Annotated in this window: 18 protein-coding genes and 1 pseudogene; 6 read left to right on the top strand and 13 right to left on the bottom strand. The window is 67.9% G+C overall.

What is annotated here, in order from left to right; all coding sequences use genetic code 11:
• Positions 1 to 20: 20 nt before the first annotated feature.
• The 4 genes from VFW69_RS11730 to VFW69_RS11715 form a co-directional block, all read right to left on the bottom strand.
• Positions 21 to 413, bottom strand: a complete 393-nt coding sequence (locus VFW69_RS11730) for a hypothetical protein (RefSeq protein ID WP_526501354.1) — start codon at positions 411 to 413, stop codon at positions 21 to 23.
• Complete coding sequence (locus tag VFW69_RS11725) at positions 410 to 1681, bottom strand: ArsA family ATPase (protein ID WP_526501385.1); 1272 nt, start codon at positions 1679 to 1681, stop codon at positions 410 to 412. The genes VFW69_RS11730 and VFW69_RS11725 overlap by 4 nt, the downstream gene beginning before the upstream one ends.
• Positions 1674 to 2111, bottom strand: a complete 438-nt coding sequence (locus VFW69_RS11720; RefSeq protein ID WP_526501352.1) for an SRPBCC family protein — start codon at positions 2109 to 2111, stop codon at positions 1674 to 1676. Before VFW69_RS11720 ends, VFW69_RS11725 begins: the two co-directional genes overlap by 8 nt.
• A gap of 102 nt (positions 2112 to 2213) precedes the next feature.
• Positions 2214 to 2603 (bottom strand): polyketide cyclase / dehydrase and lipid transport, encoded by a 390-nt coding sequence (locus VFW69_RS11715; protein ID WP_526501350.1) that lies wholly within the window; start codon positions 2601 to 2603, stop codon positions 2214 to 2216.
• A 180-nt stretch (positions 2604 to 2783) separates the two neighbouring features.
• On the opposite strand from VFW69_RS11715, the gene VFW69_RS11710 reads away from it, so the two are divergent.
• Positions 2784 to 4586 carry an AMP-dependent synthetase/ligase gene (locus VFW69_RS11710; RefSeq protein WP_526501348.1) on the top strand — a complete coding sequence of 601 codons (1803 nt, stop codon included), beginning with the start codon at positions 2784 to 2786 and terminating at the stop codon, positions 4584 to 4586.
• A 31-nt stretch (positions 4587 to 4617) separates the two neighbouring features.
• Here VFW69_RS11710 and pimB read toward each other — a convergent pair whose 3' ends face one another.
• The 4 genes from pimB to VFW69_RS11690 all read right to left on the bottom strand — a co-directional run bounded on the left by pimB (position 4618) and on the right by VFW69_RS11690 (position 8294).
• Positions 4618 to 5748 (bottom strand): GDP-mannose-dependent alpha-(1-6)-phosphatidylinositol monomannoside mannosyltransferase, encoded by a 1131-nt coding sequence (gene pimB, locus VFW69_RS11705; protein WP_526501346.1) that lies wholly within the window; start codon positions 5746 to 5748, stop codon positions 4618 to 4620.
• Positions 5749 to 5830: 82 nt separating this feature from the next.
• Entirely contained in the window at positions 5831 to 6676 is an 846-nt protein-coding gene (locus VFW69_RS11700; protein ID WP_526501344.1) for a hypothetical protein, read from the bottom strand.
• A 28-nt stretch (positions 6677 to 6704) separates the two neighbouring features.
• Positions 6705 to 7862 carry a peptidoglycan hydrolase RipC gene (gene ripC, locus VFW69_RS11695; protein WP_526501342.1) on the bottom strand — a complete coding sequence of 386 codons (1158 nt, stop codon included), beginning with the start codon at positions 7860 to 7862 and terminating at the stop codon, positions 6705 to 6707.
• Between the two features lie 177 nt (positions 7863 to 8039).
• Positions 8040 to 8294, bottom strand: coding sequence for a hypothetical protein (locus VFW69_RS11690; RefSeq protein ID WP_526501340.1), 255 nt, complete (start codon positions 8292 to 8294; stop codon positions 8040 to 8042).
• Here VFW69_RS11690 and VFW69_RS11685 point away from each other — a divergent pair.
• Positions 8260 to 10272, top strand: a pseudogene (locus VFW69_RS11685) (DEDD exonuclease domain-containing protein); the annotation flags it as partial. The gene VFW69_RS11690 and the pseudogene VFW69_RS11685 sit on opposite strands and share 35 nt — an antisense overlap.
• On the opposite strand, the gene trpD reads toward VFW69_RS11685, so the two are convergent.
• Positions 10210 to 11292, bottom strand: a complete 1083-nt coding sequence (gene trpD / locus VFW69_RS11680; protein WP_526501338.1) for an anthranilate phosphoribosyltransferase — start codon at positions 11290 to 11292, stop codon at positions 10210 to 10212. The pseudogene VFW69_RS11685 and the gene trpD overlap by 63 nt on opposite strands.
• A 140-nt stretch (positions 11293 to 11432) precedes the next feature.
• On the opposite strand from trpD, the gene ctaE reads away from it, so the two are divergent.
• From ctaE to qcrB, 4 genes are all read left to right on the top strand, one after another.
• Positions 11433 to 12044 (top strand): aa3-type cytochrome oxidase subunit III, encoded by a 612-nt coding sequence (gene ctaE / locus VFW69_RS11675; protein WP_526501336.1) that lies wholly within the window; start codon positions 11433 to 11435, stop codon positions 12042 to 12044.
• A 29-nt stretch (positions 12045 to 12073) separates the two neighbouring features.
• Positions 12074 to 12931, top strand: a complete 858-nt coding sequence (gene qcrC / locus VFW69_RS11670; protein WP_526501334.1) for a cytochrome bc1 complex diheme cytochrome c subunit — start codon at positions 12074 to 12076, stop codon at positions 12929 to 12931.
• 82 nt (positions 12932 to 13013) lie between these two features.
• The gene (gene qcrA, locus VFW69_RS11665) at positions 13014 to 14237 is read left to right on the top strand and encodes a cytochrome bc1 complex Rieske iron-sulfur subunit (RefSeq protein ID WP_526501332.1); all 1224 of its coding nucleotides are present in this window, start codon (positions 13014 to 13016) and stop codon (positions 14235 to 14237) included.
• The gene (qcrB, locus tag VFW69_RS11660) at positions 14234 to 15934 is read left to right on the top strand and encodes a cytochrome bc1 complex cytochrome b subunit (protein WP_526501330.1); all 1701 of its coding nucleotides are present in this window, start codon (positions 14234 to 14236) and stop codon (positions 15932 to 15934) included. Before qcrA ends, qcrB begins: the two co-directional genes overlap by 4 nt.
• Before the next feature lie 192 nt (positions 15935 to 16126).
• On the opposite strand, the gene VFW69_RS11655 is transcribed toward qcrB, so the two are convergent.
• The 4 genes from VFW69_RS11655 to ctaC form a co-directional block, all read right to left on the bottom strand.
• Positions 16127 to 16768: a DUF2561 family protein gene (locus VFW69_RS11655; RefSeq protein ID WP_526501328.1), complete on the bottom strand. Its 642-nt coding sequence runs from the start codon at positions 16766 to 16768 to the stop codon at positions 16127 to 16129.
• Positions 16768 to 17736: an MmpS family transport accessory protein gene (locus tag VFW69_RS11650; RefSeq protein ID WP_526501326.1), complete on the bottom strand. Its 969-nt coding sequence runs from the start codon at positions 17734 to 17736 to the stop codon at positions 16768 to 16770. The genes VFW69_RS11655 and VFW69_RS11650 overlap by 1 nt, the downstream gene beginning before the upstream one ends.
• A gap of 187 nt (positions 17737 to 17923) precedes the next feature.
• Entirely contained in the window at positions 17924 to 18343 is a 420-nt protein-coding gene (gene ctaF, locus VFW69_RS11645; protein WP_526501324.1) for an aa3-type cytochrome oxidase subunit IV, read from the bottom strand.
• Positions 18344 to 18356: 13 nt separating this feature from the next.
• Positions 18357 to 19457 carry an aa3-type cytochrome oxidase subunit II gene (gene ctaC / locus VFW69_RS11640; protein ID WP_526501322.1) on the bottom strand — a complete coding sequence of 367 codons (1101 nt, stop codon included), beginning with the start codon at positions 19455 to 19457 and terminating at the stop codon, positions 18357 to 18359.
• Positions 19458 to 19573 lie beyond the last annotated feature (116 nt).

The following is a 19573-nucleotide window of genomic DNA, read 5'->3' as shown; positions in this document are numbered from 1 at the left end:
CCACCTGCGACGCAGCCCGCTCACTCCTCGAGCGTGACCGGGATGGTCTGATAGCGCGTCCGCGGCGTGGCGTCTTTGGCGTCACCCGGCGCGGCGGGCCCGCCGCCGGGCGAACCGTTCGGCGGTTCCGGTGTCGGCTTGGCGGACCGGTCGATGTCGTTGACGATGTCGCGGATCACCTCGAGCAGGGCGACGCTGTGGTCGGCGATCGCGGTGAGCAGCGGGTGCTGGTCGCCGGTTGCCAACGCGGCCAGCGCGCACACCGGGCACCAGATCTGCTGACACTTGCCGGTGCCGACGCCCGCGCCGGCCGTCAGCGCCGCCGCCGCGCGCACTGCGGGGTCGATGCCGTCCAGGATCGTCTGGGCGAGCCTGCGCAGTTCCGGACCGATGTCGGAATGAGCCTCACTCACTTCGGCCACACCTCCGGATCTGGTCGAAAACGCACCGTCAGTTCGCTACCCCGCAGATGTGCGTCCAGCACAACGCACCGCCGAAGTACTGATGCCAACCTAACCCTGCGCCGCAATCCCCCGGCACTGATGATCAGATCGTCATCGGCGCGGCCCAACGTCAATGCCGACGGATCGAGTTGCGGCAACGCTAGCCGCATGCGGTAGATGGACCCTAGTCCCGTCCCGGACTCGAGGTCCACGGTGGGCCGCAGCGGACCAGGTGGCGCCGTGCCGCCCCGCCGCCGAGCAGCGTCGAGCAGTCCGCTCAGCGCCTTCGCGCCGATCGGCTCGCCGGACAGATGCGGGGTCATCACCAGCGCCACCTCACCGATGGTGGCGTCGAGTTCGTCGAGCACACCCTGCTGCTCGGCGATGCGCTCGGTGTACCAGTAGAAAGCCGGGTGTTCGGGCAGGTTGCGGTACTCGTATGAGTCGTCTTGCAGCAGAACCTGGTTCACGATCAACTCTTCGACGCGGACCCCCATCAGGGCCAGCGAGCCCAGCGTTCGGGCCGCCTCGGCCGCGACCACCCGCTCCGGGGTCAGCACCAGGTGCGCGCTGACCAGATCGCCGTCGGTGAGCAACGCGCTGAGCGACTCCACATGAGAGCTGATCCGCTCCAGCAGTGCGACCACCGCCGCCGACCCGGCATCATCGGTGGTGACGGACAGCCGGCGATGCCGCGGCCACGCCCGCTCGACATAGAGCCCGAAGGTGGCGGGCAACGTCAACATCCGCAGAGCATCGGCGGTCGACGCGCAGTCGACCACCACGCGGTCCCATTCTCCCGAGCGGGCCAGCTCACCGACGGCGTACAGACCGAGCACTTCCTGAACACCCGGTAGGGCCGAAAGTTCTTGGGGTGCAATGGTACTCAGTTCCGAGCCGGGAAAGCGCCGGTCCAGTGTGGCGACCACGTCATGCCACCGGACCTCGAGCAGGGCCAGCGTGTCCAATGCCAATGCGTCGAGGAACCCGCCGCCGGCCTCCGCTTGCCTGGTTTCCAGGTCGGCAAGCACCCGCACCGGTTCGCCCTGGCTCGGCGAGACGGCGATGCCCAGGACATCACCCAGCGAGTGCGCCTGGTCGGTAGAGACCACAAGCACTCGCTGCCCGGCGCTCGCGGCACCGACGGCGGTGGCGCAAGCCAGGGTGGATTTTCCTACCCCGCCTTTGCCGACGAAAAGGCTGATCCGGGCCGGGGCAGGCGCAGCGGACTCACTCAGCCTCGACTCGTTTCTTGAGATCCTTCAGCGCGGTGTCGGTCAACCGGCGCTCAGCCTTGCGCTTGAGCAGACCGATCATCGGCATGGCCAGGTCGACGGACAGTTCGTAGGTGACTTCGGTGCCAGATCCCTTGGCCGCCAACCGATATGAGCCTTCAAGGGAGCGCAGTAAAGAGCTCGACACCAGCGTCCAGCTCACCGATTGGCGATCCTTGGGCCACTCGTAGGCCATCACCATCGTGTCCTTGATCACCGTGGCGTCCATGACGATCCGCGCAACTTTGGGGTAGCCGTCGGCGTCCTTCTCCTGGACCTCGGCTTCCTTGTACTCCGAGATCCACTGCGGGTAGGAATCGATGTCCGCGATCACCTGCATGACGGTGCCCGGGTCGGCTTCGATATAGATGGTTTGCGTCGTCTTCTCCGCCACCTGGTTGCTGCCCTCTCTCCCGCGAACGGATCGACCCCTCCGATGTGGGGGACCCCGCGGGTCTCGGTCCGACACGGTACTCTCTGCGCGGACCTGACCCGGCTAAACTACCGGAGAAACTCCGACCGGACGTGACCGTTCCAGTGTCGCCTTGACCTCGAAGGCCATTTTCTTGCCCGCCACCCGACGGCGGTGCGTCATCTTCGCCAAGTTCAGCTTGGCCAGCTGCCAGGCCGCCACCCCGGTCGGCTCGGCGTGCAGGAAGTAGTGCAGCACGACGCCGTCCAGCGACGGCTCCAGCCAGATCTCCATGGTCCCGGTCAGCGCGCCGGTGACCGCCCACCGGATGCCCCTTTCCCCGCGATCCTCGACGACCTGCAGCCGCAGGTCCGGCCACCAGCGGCGCCAGTTCGCCTGATCGGCGACCGCGGCACCCACCCGTGCGCCGGCGGCGGCGACGAACGTCTCATCCGCGATCTGGATGCTGTTCACGACCACAGCTTCACACACCGGCCCGCGGCGCCCCGCCGAGGGCGCTCCCCGACGTCGCGGCGGGCAATCGCGGTGCCGGCCTGACCCAGTCTGGCCGTGCTGGCTCAACGCGCGGATTAGGCTGGTCAACGTACAACCCGGCTCCCGGGAACCTTCACGAGGTCAATCGAGGTCACAAGAGTGCGTGAGTACAGCGTCCCCGCCCGCTTTCCCGTCGGCGAACAGGACAACATCGCGGCGATGGTCTTCGAACACGAGCGCGACGACCCCAGCTTCGTCATCTACCAGCGTCAAGTCGACGGTGAGTGGACCGACGTCACCTGCGGCGAGGCGGCTGATCAGATCCGCTCCGCCGCACTCGGTTTGATTTCCCTGGGCGTGCGGGCCGGCGACCGGGTGTCCATCTTCTCTGCCACCCGCTACGAATGGGCAATCCTCGACCTGGCGATCCTGTCGGTGGGCGCGGTCACCGTGCCGATCTATGAGACGTCGTCGGCCGAGCAGGTGCGCTGGGTGCTGCAGGACTCCGAGGCGGTGCTGGCGTTCGCCGAAACCGACGAGCACGCGGCGATGGTGACCGAGCTGACCGCCGAACTGCCCGCGCTGCGCCGGGTACTGCACATCGACGGTTCGGGCCCCAAGGCGCTCGACCAGCTGGTGGAGGCCGGCGCGTCGGTGGAACCGGCCGAGCTGACGTCGCGTCTCGAGGCGCTGCGGGCCAAGGATCCGGCGACACTCATCTACACCTCGGGCACCACCGGGCGGCCCAAGGGCTGCCAACTGACACATTCGAATCTGCTTTACGAGACCCGCGGCGCTAAGGAGAGCCTGCCGACGCTGCTCGACGAAGGACAGCGGCTGCTGGTCTTCTTGCCGCTGGCTCACGTGCTGGCCCGCTCACTCACGTTGTCCGCGTTCGCCAACAAGGTCACCGTCGGCTTCACCAGTGACATCAAGAACCTGGTGCCGCTGTTCGCGGTGTTCAAGCCGACCGTGGTGGTGTCGGTGCCGCGGGTGTTCGAGAAGGTTTACAACACCGCCGAGCAGAACGCCTCCAACGACGGCAAGGGGCGGATCTTCGCGACGGCCGTCCAAACCGCCGTCGACTGGAGCGAGGCGCAGGACCGCGGCCGCCGCGGGCCTGTTTTGCGCGCCAAGCACGCCTTGTTCGACCGGCTGGTGTACAACAAACTGCGCGCCGCGCTGGGCGGCGACTGCCACGCGGCCGTCTCCGGCGGCGCGCCGCTGGGCTCGCGGCTGGGGCACTTCTACCGCGGCGTGGGTCTGACCATCCACGAGGGTTACGGCCTGACCGAGACCAGCTCGGCGATCACGGTCAACCAGGTCGGCAACGTCAAGATCGGCACCGTCGGAACGTTGGTGCCCGGCAACAGCATGCGTATCGCCGAAGACGGCGAACTGCTGGTGCGTGGCGGCGTGGTGTTCAGTGGCTACTGGCGCAACGAGCAGGCCACCGACGACGCCTTCACCGATGGCTGGTTCAGGACCGGCGACCTGGGCGTGCTCGATGAAGACGGCTTCTTGAAGATCACCGGGCGCAAGAAGGAGATCATCGTGACCGCCGGCGGCAAGAATGTCGCGCCGGCCGTGCTGGAGGACCGGCTGCGGGCGCATCCGTTGATCAGCCAGGCGATGGTCGTCGGGGACAACAAGCCGTTCATCGGCGCGCTGATCACCATCGACCCGGAAGCGTTCGACGGCTGGAAGCAACGCAACCAGAAGGGGGCCGGCGCGTCGGTGAGCGATCTGACCACCGATCCCGACCTGGTCGCCGAGGTGGACGCGGCGATCAAGGACGCCAATCAGGCGGTGTCGCACGCGGAGTCGATTCGCAAGTTCCGCATCCTGCCGGTCGATTTCACCGAAGACACCGGTGAACTGACGCCGACGATGAAGGTCAAGCGCAACGTGGTGGCCGAGAAGTTCGCCTCCGATATCGAGGCCATCTACCAGAAGGACTAATCGTCCAGCGCCGAGCTGGCGGCACCGCCGTTCAGCCGAGCAGCGTGCCCAACCGCGCCGCCAGGGTGTCCCAGCGCCATTGTGCCGTCACCCAGTCGCGCCCGGCCGCGCCCATCGCGGCGGCCCGGTCGCGATCGGTGAGCAACTCGGTGACGGCATCGGCGATTTCGTGCACCTCGCGGCCGTCGACTACCAGCCCAGTCTTGTTGTGTTGCACAGTTTCTGGCGCTCCCCCGGATTTTCCGGCGATCACCGGCACGCCGGTCGCCGACGCCTCGAGGAATACGATGCCCAACCCCTCGACGTCCAACCCGGCGCCGCGGGTGCGGCACGGCATCGCGAACACGTCGGCCAGCGCGTGGTGCGTCGGCAACTCAGCGAGCGGTACACCGCCGGTGAAGATCACATCGTCGGCCACCCCGCACTCGCGGGCCAGTGCGCGCAGCGAGTCCGCATACGGGCCGCCGCCGACGATGACCAGCGCGGCTCCCTCGACGCGTCGCCGGATCAACGGCAGGGCCTTGATGAGCATGTCCTGGCCTTTTCGCGGCACCAGCCGGGACACACAGACCACGGTCGGCCGCTCCCCCAGCCCATAGCGGTCACGCAGCTGCGCGCGGCCCGCCGGATCGGGCCGGAACCGGTCGATGTCCACTCCGGACGGCACGTATTCCAGCGAAGCCTTGGGACCGAAGGCCGGCGCGAACCGGGAACGGGTGTAGCGGCTGACGAAGGTGACGACGTCGGTGTCGTCGCCAATGCGGCGCAGCACCGAGCGCGCGACCGGGAGCATCGACCACCCGACCTCGTGGCCGTGCGTGCTGGCCAGCACCCGGCTCGCCCCGGCCCCGCGGGCACGCTGGGCCAGTAGCGCCAGCGGCGCGGCCGCGCCGAACCAGACGGTGTCGATGTCCTGGTCGGCGATCAGCCGCCGCATCCGGGTATCGACCGCCGGGCCGGGCAGCATCAGCGTGCCCGGGTGGCGCACCACCCGATATTCGGCGGCCTCGTCGTATGCCTTCGCACCCTTCCATTGCGGCGCGTACACGGTCACCGCGTGCGACCCGGCATCGACCAGCCGGCCGACTAACTCACCGAGGTACGACTGGATGCCGCCCGGGCGGGGCGGAAAGTCGTTGGTTACCAGCAGGACCCGACTCACCTGCGTCAGGCTAGCTGGGCCGCAACGCGCACGGTGCACACGGTCTGAGCTGGGCCGCGGCCGCGAGCCGGGCGGGCCGGCCCTAGTGGGTCAGCCACTGTTGCCAGCGCGTGAGCAGGCCCGCCGGGCTGGTTCCCAGCACGTCTTGGCCGGCGGCGGCCACGTCGGTGTGCCGGATGCCGCAGGTGGCCAGGTAGAGGTCGCGCAACTTCGGCGGCCCATAGGCGTCGGCAACGAATCGGGCGAACCACCAGGCGCGGTCATAGGCCAGCGAGCGCTGTGCCCCCGGCTCGTCGAGGTCGCTGTCGGTGGGCAGCGTCATGGGTAGCAAGCTGTCGGCGGGCACCGGCGTGGGTGGGCGGCCGACGAAGTCGGCCACCCCCTCGGTGAGCCAGCGGGGGGCATCCGCGACGGTGTCGGTGCGGGCGGCGTAGTGAAACAGCTCGTGGGCCAACACGATTCGCAACGATGCGGCGCTCATTCCGGCAGCGCCCGGCGCGAACACGATCCGTTGGCCGACGGCAACCCGGCGAACGGGATCGAGGCGGTCGACGACCGTCACGGCCGCGATATCGGCCCACTGGGACGCCGGTCCCCCACCGGCGGCGGCGCGGAATTCCTCGTCCGTACCAGCCGCGACCACAGAGATCTCGTGGGGCCAGTCGACGCCCCAGAACGACTCGACCGCGGTGATCGCCGCACCCATGTTCGCGGCCACCCGGGCCAGCAACCGGTCACTGGCGGGCCCGCCGAGGCCCAACAGCCGCACGGTGCGATCGCCGACGGTGATCGACTTCGTTGACGCACCGATTTGGCTGCGGGCGGGCATGACCAGCTGTGCGGGTCGGATCCGGCTCTCACGCACGGCGTCGAACGGCACGGCCGCAACCACGAGCAGTTCGACGACGAACAGCCAAGCCAGCAGCATCGGGAGCCGCCGGCGCGGCCGAAGTTCTCTAGTAACGGCGGGCGTCGTAAATCGGGCCGGAGGAGTTCATCGGCACCACCCGTACCGGGACGCCGTAGGTGGACGAGTGGATCATCATGCCGTCACCGATGTAAAGCCCGGCGTGCGACGCGTCGGAATAGAAGGTCAGCACGTCACCGGGCTGCAGATCCGACAGCGACACCGCCTGACCGCCGTGGGCCATCGCCTGGCTGGAGTGCGGCAGCGAGATACCCGCCTGCTGGAACGCCCACATCACCAGGCCGGAGCAGTCGAATCCGCCGGGCGCGGCGCCACCCCACACATAGGGTGAACCGACCTGGGTCAGCGCGGCCTGCACGACGGTGGCGCGGTCGCCGCCGCCGACACCGTCGGGGGCCATACCGGGCATGCCGGGTATCCCGCCGGGGGGCGGAGCCTCACCCGGCGCCTGCCCGGGAGGCGTGCCCGGGGGCGCCGCTTCCGGCGCCGGGGCGCCGGGGCCGGGTGCGGCCGCCGGGGCGGCCGGTCCGGGATTGGCCAGCGCGGTGCGCTGATCGGCAGTCAAAGAAAGGTATTGCGACTTGACGACGGCGATCTGCACCTGCAGCTGACTCTGCTTGGACTGCAGGCTCGCCCGGACCGCGGCGGCCTGCTCGGCCGCGCTCTTGGCGTCGGCAGCCGACTTGGCGGACTCCTTCTCGGCCTTGGCGGCCTGGTCCCCGGCGATCCGGTAGCTCTTCATCTGGCTGGCCATCTGCGCGGCCATCACCCGCTGCACCGCCAGCTTGTCGATCAGGCCCTGTGGCGAGCCGGCGGTCAGGATGGCCTCCATGCCGTCGACGTGGCCGCCCATGTAGGTCGCGGCGGCCAGCTTGTTGACCGAGTCCTGATACGACGACAGATGCGCCTTGGCCGCATCGACCGCGGCCTGGTCGTCGTTGTGCTTCTTGTCCGCGGCGCGCTGCGCGGCCAGCTTGTCGTTCAGATCCAGCTGGGCGCTGTGCATGGCCTCGGTGGTCTGCTCGGCCTGGCGAGACAGTTCGTTGAGTTTCGCCGTGGCGTCTTCGGCCGGGTCGGCCCACGCGGGGGCGGTCATGACGCCGGAGAAGATCGCGAAGCCAGCTAGTGCCCCTATGGCCGAACGTGTCAGGACACGCGCAACCGGGTTCCTAGAGTCAAGCTTCAAGATTTGCTTCCTTAAACGGCCATCGACGAATAGGTCGTCGAGCTGGTTTAGGTCTCAAACAGGTTACGAAACGATATCGGCGTTTGTCCAAAGCAAGCGGTTAAGAAATTAGAAAGAATTCTGTCATTTCTATGTGAATCATTTCGCGTGCCCGAGGACCTTTGTGGGACAAGGCAATTACGCTACACCAGATCCGCGATCCCGACGAATCGGTACGAGACGAAGTCGCGGCGCCAAGCCAACCTCGGCGAGAACTTCCAAAGCCGCTCGTTCATCCTGCAATAAAGTATCCGGGACCCCGAGTATCACGCTGACGACACAGTCGCGGCAGCCGGGGCCGCGCACCGCGCACTCGTCGCAGTCGATCACCACCGGCGTCCCCGGCTCCGGCGGCGTCATGCCGATGTCGGTCGGTCCAGTTCTTGGTGCCATCGGATCGGTCCTCTCGCTCTGGCTTCGGCGAATGTCACGCCGCACTGCCCGAACGGTAACCGCGGGCACCGACAGGTACCGTCCCCGCATTCCGGCCGCGCCCGGCGTGGGAGCCGCGCCGGTGTCGGTCGTCACCCTTAACGTCACCGCCGTGGCTTCCCGGGGTGCGACTCAGCTGAGCTTCGCCGACGTGGGGTCGCCGTTCACACCCGACGAGCTCTCGCTGCGCGAAACGACCTTCGTCGTGGTCGACCTGGAGACCACCGGCGGGCGCACCAAGAGCTCCGGGGGCACCGTTCCTGACGCCATCACCGAAATCGGGGCGGTCAAGGTGCGCGGCGGCGCGGTGCTCGGCGAGTTCGCCACCCTGGTGGACCCGCAGCGCAGCATCCCGCCCCAGATCGTGCAGCTGACCGGCATCACCACCGCGATGGTTACCGACGCACCGACCATCGACGCGGTGCTGGCGATGTTTTTGGAGTTCGCCGGCTTCGACCGCGGAGCCGTGCTGGTCGCCCACAACGCAGGGTTCGACGTGGGCTTCCTGCGTGCCGCCGCGCAGCAATGCGATATCGCCTGGCCGCGGCCGCAGGTGTTGTGCACGGTCCGGCTGGCCCGCCGGGTGCTCAGCCGCGAGGAAGCCCCCAGCGTGCGGCTGGCCTCCCTGGCGCGCCTGTTCGCCGTGGCCACCCAACCCACCCACCGCGCCCTCGATGATGCGCGCGCCACCGTCGACGTGTTGCACGCCCTCATCGAGCGAGTGGGCAATCAGGGCTTGCATACCTACGCCGACCTGCGCGCCTATCTGCCGGACGTGACGCCCACTCAGCGCCGCAAGCGGGTGCTCGCCGAGGGCCTGCCGCGCCGGCCCGGCGTGTATCTGTTCCGCGGGCCGGGGGGCGAGGTGCTGTACATCGGCACCGCAATTGATCTGCGACGAAGGGTCAATCAGTACTTCACCGGCGCCGACCCCCGCGGCCGCATGAAGGAGATGGTCGCGCTGGCGGGCGCCGTCGACCACGTCGAGTGCGCCCACGCGCTGGAGGCCGGCGTGCGCGAACTGCGGCTGCTGGCCGCCCACGCGCCGCCGTACAACCGGCGGTCGAGGTTCCCCCACCGATGGTGGTGGGTGGCGCTGACCGAGGAGGCATTCCCCCGCCTGGCGGTGGTGCGGGCGCCCCGGCACGACCGCGCCCTCGGCCCTTTCCGGTCCCGCGCCGACGCCGCCGACACGGCCGCCCTGCTGGCCCGGTTCACCGGGCTACGAACCTGCACCAACCGGCTGGGGCGCTCGTCGTTGCACGGGCCGCTGTGTGCCGAGGCGGAGGTGTCGCCCTGCCCGGCCGCGCGTGACGTCACAGCTATCCAGTACGCCGCAGCCGTGGCGCGGGTCGCGGCGTTGATCGACGGCGTCGACAACACCGCGCTGAGCGCGGCCGTGGACCAGGTCAGTGCGCTCGCCGAGCGGCATCACTTCGAGAGCGCCGCACGACTGCGCGACCGCACCGTCACCGCGGTCGAGACGCTGTGGCGCGGTCAGCGGCTGCGTGCCCTGGCGGCGTTGCCCGAGCTGATCGCCGCCGCACCCGATGGCCAGGGTGGCTATCAGCTGGCCGTCATCCGACACGGCCAACTCGCCGCGGCGGGCTGCGCCAGGCGCGGGGTGCCGCCGATGCCGGTCATCGACGCGATCGTTGCTGGGGCACAAGCGATTTTGCTCGCACCCGCCCCCCTGGGCGGCGCACTGGTCGAAGAGACCGCACTCATCATGCGCTGGCTGACGACGGCCGGGGTGCGCATCGTTCGGGTCGCCGAGGGCGGCTGGGCCTCCCCGCTGCGGTCGGCCGGCGCCTGGTCGGCGTGGGCCGCGTCGGCGCGCTCGGCGCGACTGGCCGCCGAGCAGGCCCTCCAGCAATCAGACCTGCTGGCCGAACCGCACCCATCGCGCGAGCAGTTGTTCGGCCGCACCGGAATCGATGGCCTTGCAGGCGCGGGCCAACCCGTCCTCCCACGCCGGCAACCATTCAGCGCGGCTGGATAACCCCGCGTGGGCGACGATCGCGCCGCCGGCATTGAGGACGACGGCGTCGCGCACCGGGCCCTTGCCACCGGCCAGCACCGCACGCACCTCGGCCGCGTTGGCCCGCGCGTCACCACCCAGCAGGTCCTCGAGATCGGCCCGGGGAAAACCGAATCCGGCCGGATCGAACGTCAGCTTGTCCACCGTGCCGGCCTGCACCCGCCAGATCGTGCTGGTGGTGGTGGTCGTCAGCTCGTCGAGTCCGTCGTCGCCGTGCACCACCAGCACGCTGGACCGGCGGGCTGCGAACACACCGGCCATCACCTCGGAGAGGTCAGCGAACGCGCAGCCGATCAACCCGGCCCGCGGCCTGGCCGGATTGGTAAGCGGCCCAAGGAGATTGAACACCGTCGGCACGCCGATCTCGCGGCGCACCGCGGAGGTGTGCCGGTAGGACGGGTGGAACAGTGGCGCGAAGCAGAACCCGATGCCGACCTCGGCGAGACTGCGTGCGACATCTTCGGGCCCGAGGTCGATCCTGATGCCGAGCGCCTCGAGCGTGTCGGCGCCGCCGGACAGCGAAGAGGCCGCCCGGTTGCCGTGTTTGACCACCGGCACGCCGGCGGCCGCGACCACGATGGCCGCCATCGTGGACAGGTTCACGGTGTTTTTGCCGTCGCCACCGGTACCGACGATGTCGACCGTGTCGTCGCGGATGGCGCCGACCGGAATCGGCAGCGCGTGGTTGAGCATCACCTCGGCCAGCTCGATGACTTCGGCCGAGGTGGGAACCTTCACCTGCATCGCCACCGCGAAGGCCGCGATCTGGGCGGGGCTGGCGTCGCCCGCCATGATCTGGTCCATGGCCCAGGCGGCCTGCCCACGCATCAGGTCCTTACCGCCGGTCAGACGAGACAGGACCCGCGGCCATGATGTTGCGGACGCGCCGGACGGCGAAGCCTCAGATGACAAAGCCACGCGCCGATGGTCCCACGCGGACCACACCAGCCCCAACCGTCGCCGCGAGGCGCCCGCTCCGCGCGCCACCGCGACGCGCCAGACATTCAAATGCCGCCCCGGGTGGAGTTCAACAACTACAAAGCGTCATACTTGCGTATGTGACCAGCGCTGCCGGGACTTCGGGTACTGCAATTACGTCGCGGGTGCATTCGCTGAACCGACCCAACATGGTCAGCGTCGGCACCATCGTTTGGCTTTCCAGCGAGCTGATGTTCTTTGCTGGCCTCTTCGCGATGTACTTCACCGCTCGCGCCCAATCGGGCGGGAAGTGGCCGCCACCGCCGACCGAGCTGAACCTATACCAGGCCGTCCCAGTCACATTGGTGCTGATCGCGTCGTCGTTCACCTGCCAGATGGGGGTGTTCGCGGCCGAGCGCGGCGACGTGTTCGGGCTGCGCCGCTGGTACGTGCTCACCTTTCTGATGGGCCTGTTCTTCGTTTGCGGCCAGGGCTACGAGTACTACCACCTGATGTCGCACGGGACCACTATCCCCGGGAGCGCCTATGGCAGCGTGTTCTACCTGGCGACCGGGTTCCACGGCCTGCACGTCACCGGCGGGTTGATCGCCTTCATCTTCTTGCTGGCCCGCACCGCGATGACCAAGTTCACGCCGGCGCAGGCTACCGCCAGCATCGTCGTCTCGTACTACTGGCATTTTGTCGACATCGTGTGGATCGCGCTGTTCGCCGTGATCTATTTCATCCGATGAGCAGGCGCTGGACGAACAGGAGTGCTCGGTTGAAGAAACTGGGATCTACCCGACCCGGTGCGGCCGGGCCGCCACAGGGGCAGCGCGACCGTTCGCGACGGCGGCTGCGTCGCCGGCTGTCCGGCGGTCTGCTGCTGCTGATCGCGCTGACCATCGCCGGCGGTTTGGCCGCCATCCTGACTCCGCAGCCGCAGGTGGCCGTCGCCGACGAGTCGAACTCGGCACTGCTGCGCACCGGCAAGCAGCTGTTCGACACGTCGTGCGTGTCCTGCCACGGCGCCAACCTGCAGGGTGTCCCCGACCGCGGGCCGAGCCTGATCGGCGTCGGCGAGGAAGCCGTCTACTTCCAGGTGTCGACCGGCCGGATGCCGGCGATGACCGGTGAGGCCCAGGCGCCGCGCAAGGAACCGATCTTCGACGAGGGTCAGGTCGACGCGCTGGGCGCTTACGTTCAGGCCAACGGCGGCGGACCGACCACGGTGCGCAACCCGGACGGCAGCCTGGCGATGCGCTCGCTGCGCGGCCAGGACCTGGGCCGCGGCGGCGACCTGTTCCGGCTGAACTGCTCGTCGTGCCACAACTTCACCGGTAAAGGCGGGGCGCTGTCGTCGGGTAAGTACGCGCCAGACCTGGAGCCCGCCAACGAGCAGCAGATCCTGGCGGCCATGCGGACCGGCCCCCAGAACATGCCGAAGTTCTCCGACCGTCAGCTGTCTTTCGAGGCCAAGAAGGACATCATCGGCTACATCAAGGCGGTGACCGAGGAGCGCCAGCCGGGCGGCTATGGCCTGGGCGGATTCGGGCCCGCGCCCGAGGGTATGGCCGCCTGGATCATCGGGATGGTCGCCGCCATCGGGCTGGCACTGTGGATTGGGGCGCGAGCATGAGCCGCGCAGCGAAGATGCAGTGGGGGTCCCCCCAGCCGCGCAGCGGCGAGGGGCCCGAAGCGACGAGTAGGAGCGGCGCAAGATGAGCGACGCCTTGGATCGGAGAGACGGTCGCGGCTCTGACACCGGCGGGAGCCCGCACGGCGTCGGCGAGAGGGAGCCCGACGACGCGGCCCTGGCCGCCATGTCGCAGCAGGAACTGGTAACGCTGGGCGGCAAGCTGGACGGCGTCGAAACGGTGTTCAAGGAACCCCGTTGGCCGATCGAGGGCACCAAAGCCGAAAAGCGCGCCGAGCGTGGCGTCGCCCGCTGGCTTTTGCTGGGCGGCTTTTTCGGGCTGGCACTGCTGCTGATCTTCTTGTTCTGGCCGTGGGAGTACAAGCCCAAAGAAGAGGCCGGGAGCTTCCTCTACGACCTCGCCACCCCGCTGTACGGCCTGACCTTCGGGATGGCGATCCTGTCGATCGGGATCGGCGTCGTTCTCTATCAGAAACGCTTTATCCCCGAAGAGATTTCGATCCAGGACCGCCACGACGGCGCCTCGCGCGACGTCGACCGCAAGACGGTGGTGGCGAACCTGGCCGACGCGTATCAGGGCTCCACGGTCGGGCGGCGCAAGCTGATCGGCCTGTCGCTGGGGATGGGGCTGGGCGCCTTCGGCCTCTCCACCCTGGTCGCGTTTGCTGGTGGATTGATCAAGAACCCGTGGAAGCCGGTGGTGCAGACCGCCGACGGCAAGAAGGCCGTGCTGTTCACTTCCGGGTGGACCCCGCGCTACCACGGCGAGACCATCTATCTGGCACGCGCCACCGGCTCCGCCTCCACGTCGCCGTTCGTCAAGATGCGCCCCGAAGACCTCGACGCCGGCGGCATGGAAACCGTCTTCCCGTGGCGGGAGTCCGACGGAGACGGCACCACACCGGAATCGCAGGAAATGCTGCGGGCCATCAACCAGGGTGTACGAAACCCGGTGATGCTCATCCGAGTTCGGCCCACCGACATGGACCGCGTGGTCAAACGGCAGGGCCAGGAGAGCTTCAACTTCGGCGAATTTTTCGCCTACACCAAGGTCTGCTCGCACCTGGGTTGCCCCGCCTCGCTGTACGAGGAGCAGTCCTACCGGATTTTGTGCCCCTGCCACCAGTCGCAGTTCGACGCGCTGCACTTCGCCAAGCCGATTTTCGGGCCGGCCGCGCGTGCCTTGGCGCAACTGCCGATCACCATCGACACCAACGGGTATCTGGTCGCCAACGGTGACTTCGTCGAGCCCGTCGGACCGGCATTCTGGGAGAGGACGACAACATGAGTCCGAAATTCAGTCCCCCGAAGATCGGCGATGTCCTGGCCCGTCAAGGCGAGGACATCGACACGCGCTACCACCCGTCGGGTGCGGTCCGCAGACAGCTCAACAAGGTCTTCCCCACCCACTGGTCGTTCCTCTTGGGTGAGATCGCGATGTACAGCTTCATCGTGCTGCTGCTCACCGGTGTGTACCTGACACTGTTCTTCGATCCATCGATGGGTGAGATCACGTACAACGGCGCCTACCAGCCGCTGCGCGGCGTGGACATGTCGAAGGCCTTCGCATCGACCCTCGACATCTCCTTCGAGGTGCGCGGCGGCCTGTTCGTCCGGCAGGTCCACCACTGGGCCGCACTGATTTTCGCCGCGTCGATCATGGTGCACCTGGCCCGCATCTTCTTCACCGGCGCCTTCCGGCGGCCGCGTGAGGCCAACTGGGTCATCGGTTCGCTGCTGCTGATCCTGGCCATGTTCGAGGGTTACTTCGGTTACTCGCTGCCCGACGACCTGTTGTCGGGCATCGGGTTGCGTGCCGCGCTGTCGTCGATCACGTTGGGCATGCCGGTGATTGGCACCTGGTTGCACTGGGCCCTGTTCGGCGGTGACTTCCCCTGCGGTGGCGTCGGAAACGAATGCGCCACAGCGGGTTACATCATTCCGCGGATGTATGCCCTGCACATCCTGCTGCTGCCCGGCATCATCTTGGCGCTGATCGGGCTGCACCTGGCCATGGTGTGGTTCCAAAAGCACACCCAGTTCCCCGGACCCGGTCGCACCGAGCACAACGTGGTCGGCGTGCGAGTGATGCCGGTGTTCGCCGTCAAATCCGGCGCGTTCTTCGCCGCGATCGTCGGCGTGCTGGGCCTGCTGGGTGGCCTGCTGCAGATCAACCCGATCTGGAACCTGGGCCCCTACAAGCCTTCTCACGTCTCGGCCGGTTCGCAGCCGGACTTCTACATGATGTGGACCGAAGGCCTGGCGCGTATCTGGCCGCCATGGGAGTTCTACTTCTGGCACCACACCGTCCCCGCTGCCGTCTGGGTGGCGTTGATCATGGGTGGGATCTTCGGGCTGCTGATGGTCTACCCGTTCCTGGAGAAGCGGTTCAGTGGTGACTACGCGCACCACAACCTGCTGCAGCGGCCGCGCGACGTGCCGGTGCGTACGTCGATAGGCGCGATGGCGATCGCGTTCTACATGTTGCTGACGCTGGCGGCGATGAACGACATCATCGCGTTCAAGTTCGACATCTCGCTGAACGCGACGACGTGGATCGGGCGCATCGGCATGGTGATCGTTCCGCCGGTCGTCTACTTCATCACCTACCGGTGGTGCATCGGACTGCAGCGCAGCGACCGCGCGGTGCTCGAGCACGGTATCGAGACCGGCATCATCAAGCGGCTGCCGCATGGCGCCTACGTCGAGCTGCACCAGCCGCTGGGCCCCGTCGACGACCACGGCCACCCGCTGCCGCTGGCGTACCAGGGCGCAGCTCTGCCCACGAAGATGAACAAGCTGGGCTCGGGCGGATCTCCGGGCAGCGGCAGCTTCATGTTCGCCGACCCGGTGTCCGAGGATGCGGCGTTGCGGGAGGCGGCGCACGGCTCTGAGCAGCGCGCCCTGACCGCACTGCGCGAACACCAGGACGGCCTCAACGGTTCGACAAACGGTTCGACGAACGGCGAGGGCGGCGAGCACTAGCCCGGACAGGCTGGCTCCTCATCGGCCCCCGGGACGACGGAGGAGCCAGGCAATCAGCACGGCTTGCGTCAGCGCACCGGCCGGGTGTGACCGCGAGACATAAATCACGGCGACGTTGCCCGGCGTGTCGTCTGCGTGGTTTATATGTCGATGGCAATACGGCGAAAAGTCAACGCCGTGACGTCGCGGTGGCTACTGCTCCGCGATAACCTGGCGCAGCTGGCGAATGTGCAGCCACTCCACCGCCGGCATGGCCGCGGTGATGACGCCGGCGAACCCATATCCGACCCACGACGCGCCATCGTGACCGACCGCCATCAGGTAGGTCGCCGCTGCGCACGCGATCAGCGCCGCGCCCATGGTGCCGGCGAGTATCACGGTGCCGCGCAACCAGACTCGGTCCACCGCCTCGCCTGACCACTCGGCCCCCGAGGGCGGCGGCGCCGTTTGAACCGTGGCGGTTCCGGTGCGCAGGGCGCCGGTCCCAAGCCGTACCGACGGCCTTGCCGGTCCGCGCGCCGGCGCCGTCATCGCCTGGGCGGCCGGCTCGGACTGCGACATCCGGCGGGCGCGCAACAGAATGGGGATCGCGGCCGCGATGATCAGCGCGGAAACGATGATGACGGCGTACAGCACCCAGGTGGTGTGCGGGCTGCTGGCCGCCTTGTGAAAGCCCCTGCCCAGATCCGCCAGCGCAACGGCCGCCGCCACGCTGACGCCCAGCAGCACCAAGTAAATGGCGGCGCACGCGCCGATCAGGATGCGGTCGACGACCTCGGGCGCGATGGTGTCGTCGCCCACGCCGCCCCGATAAGCCGAATATTTGCCGACCATCAGCAGCTCGTCTGCGGCGAGTCGTTGCTGTTCGACGAGAGCACCGTTCCATCGCTGGTCGTGATCGAGCAATTGAGCCTGCTGACCCGGAACAGGCTGGACGCCTCTACCGAGCCCACGTCGGATTGCGAGATCGGGGTGACGGTCATCGACCACGGGATGTACACGTTGTGCTGCGTGCGCCGCCGGCCGGACGCGTCGACATAGGTCACCGAAATGATGTCGCCCGGGGCTTTGCTGCCGGTCACCGAGTAGGTCACCTGACGCGGGCCGGCCGGCGTGGTGGGCGGCGGGGGCGCGGCAGCCGTGGACGTCGCCGGCGGTGGCGCCGGAGCGGGTGCGGGCGGGGGCGGCGGTGCCGGAACAGGCGTCACCGTCACAGTCTGGGTCTCCGTTGCTGTCGGGGGCGGCGGTTCCGTGGTGGGTGGTGGCGGCGGCGGGGGCGGTTTGGTGGTCGTGATCTCGTCCTGCAGCGGCGGCGTGGACGGGGTGGTGCTGGTTGCGGGGTTGGCAAGCTTGGTCGTATCGGTGCGCGCGAACAGCAGCGATACCGACACGACGAGCGTGATCGCGGCCACGATCGCGGCGATCCCCACCACCCAGGGCCAGCGCGCCGTGCTGCGCTGGTGGTCGGCATCGGAGGACTCGTCGAAATCGTCGTAGTCGTAGAGCCGCAGATCGGCCGGCATGTAGGGACCGGTGAAATGCTCGGACTCCGGAGCCGAGTAGGCCCGCGAGTACGCGTCCGTCTCGTCGGTCTGATTCGCGACGCCCTGTTCGGCGCTGTCCTCGGGGGGTTCTGGCTCGCCCTTGACGTCGCCGCCGGCGCCGAGTTGCAGATCGTCGCCCGGCACGCCGCCGGGCCCGAGGTCATCGGCCGGCTCGTCGCCGGAATGTGGTTCGTGGCTGATCGGGTCGGCAGGGTCGGGTTCGTCAGGATCCCATCCCGGGGGTCTCGACCCGCTCATCTCTGCCTTTGCCTACCCTGTTCGACTGCCTCACCTGCGCGCAAGACTCCGCGATCACATCGTTGCGGGCGCGCGGGGAAATTCCTCGTTTGCCTGGGCAAAACACTACCGAACCCCAAAGGGGCAAAGCCGTCGTGGCGAACGGCCCACCAATCACGTGATCTGATTGTGACCTTTATGCCGCGAATCAGTGCTTCTCGGGACCGAGGTAGTACTCGAAGACCAGCCCGGCCACCGACGTCAGGACGAACATCACCCCGGCGACGATCAGCCACGGCAACCACAGCGCGATGCCCACCGCGATCACCGAGCCCGACAGCGCTACCAGAATCGGCCACCAGCTGTGCGGACTGAAGAAGCCCAATTCGCCTGCTCCATCACTGATCTCAGCGCCCTCGTAGTCCTCCGGCCGGGTGTCCAGCCGGCGCGCCACGAAGCGGAAAAAGGTCGCCGTGATCAACGCCAGGCCACCGGTCAGCACCAGCGCGGTGGTGCCCGCCCACTCCACACCTCCGGTGGCGAAGACCGCGGTCAGCGCCCCGTAGAGCACCGCAACCACGATGAAGAACCCGGCGATGAATTCGAATAGCCTGGCTTCGATATGCATTTGGTGTCCTAACCTACTGGCTTCCGGCCAATTGACCGCGCTTGGTGTCGAACGGGTGGGTGGTCACCGCGAGCGGGGGCTGCCCGATCGCCTGCAACGCCTCGGCGTTGCTCTTTCCATCCATCCGCTGCTGCAGGTAGGCCTTGAAGTCGTTGGGCGCCACCACCCGAACCTCGAAGTTCATCATCGAGTGATACGTGCCGCAGAACTCGGCGCAGTGACCCACGAACGCACCCGGCGTCTGGATCTCTTCGGTCTGGAAAACGTGCACCGAGTTGTTCGCGTCGGCGTTGGGGATCACGTCGCGCTTGAACAGGAACTCCGGCACCCAGAACGTGTGAACCACGTCCGCGGACGCCAGATCGAATTCGATGCGCTTGCCCGTCGGCAGCACCAGCACCGGGATCTCGTCGCTGGATCCCAGCGTCTCGACCTTGTCGAAGTTCAGGTACTGGCGGTCCGAGGTGTTGAACCCGCGAACGGCCCCGACCCGCTCTTCACCGCGGGCGTCCTTGCCCTCCGGCTTGGACAGCATGGCCTTCTTGCGCGCCTGGTCCGTGCCGTCGTAGATCAGCGTGCCGTCTTTGAAGGCGACGCGCTGGTAGCCGAACTTCCAGTTCCACTGGAAGGCCGTGACGTCGATCACTACTTCGGGGTCCTTGGCCAGGTGCAGCATCTTCTCCTGCACCACCACGGTGAAGTAGAACAGCACCGAGATGATGAGGAACGGCGTCACGGTGAGCGCCAGCTCCAGCGGCATGTTGTAGCCGAACTGGCGCGGCAGCTCGGTGTCGGTGACCTTCTTGCGATGGAAGGCCGACGCCCAGAAGATCAGCCCGAACACGATGCCGCCGACCACGAGCGAGGCGATCACGGCGCCGATCCACAGTTCGCGGTTGAGATGCGCCTCCGGGGTGATGCCGCGCGGCCAGCCCAGCGCCAGCGCGTCCGCCCAGCTGCTGCATCCGCTCAGGAACAGCGCCAGCACGCCCAACGTCATGGCCAGCGCGAAGGGCCGAAGACGACGGGAAGGACCCTTCCCCGTGCCCCCGGAATGGCGCCGAAAGCTGCCCTGCGACAAACGTTGCGAACGGTCCTGCTCGCGAGGGGTCACGTTAGCGCCTCCTGCTCGGATATCGAATACTACGCAGCGTAGACCACGCGCCTGAGCCGGGCGACGAAACCCCGGCCCGCCAGGCTGCGCGGCCATTCGCTTACGTGCCGGGTGCG

Origin of the sequence: Mycobacterium sp., from assembly GCF_036273375.1 — a bacterium.
Taxonomy (GTDB): Bacteria; Actinomycetota; Actinomycetes; order Mycobacteriales; family Mycobacteriaceae; genus Mycobacterium.
This window is presented reverse-complemented; position numbering and strand designations above follow the sequence as displayed.

Coding starts and splice junctions, on each gene's coding strand:
- qcrA (WP_526501332.1), top strand. CDS start 13,014: ATGAGCGACGCCTTGGATCGGAGAGACGGTCGCGGCTCTGACACCGGC.
- VFW69_RS11690 (WP_526501340.1), bottom strand. CDS start 8,294: ATGGCACCAAGAACTGGACCGACCGACATCGGCATGACGCCGCCGGAG.
- VFW69_RS11655 (WP_526501328.1), bottom strand. CDS start 16,768: ATGGTCGGCAAATATTCGGCTTATCGGGGCGGCGTGGGCGACGACACC.
- ctaF (WP_526501324.1), bottom strand. CDS start 18,343: ATGCATATCGAAGCCAGGCTATTCGAATTCATCGCCGGGTTCTTCATC.
- VFW69_RS11700 (WP_526501344.1), bottom strand. CDS start 6,676: ATGCTGCTGGCTTGGCTGTTCGTCGTCGAACTGCTCGTGGTTGCGGCC.
- qcrB (WP_526501330.1), top strand. CDS start 14,234: ATGAGTCCGAAATTCAGTCCCCCGAAGATCGGCGATGTCCTGGCCCGT.
- VFW69_RS11650 (WP_526501326.1), bottom strand. CDS start 17,736: ATGAGCGGGTCGAGACCCCCGGGATGGGATCCTGACGAACCCGACCCT.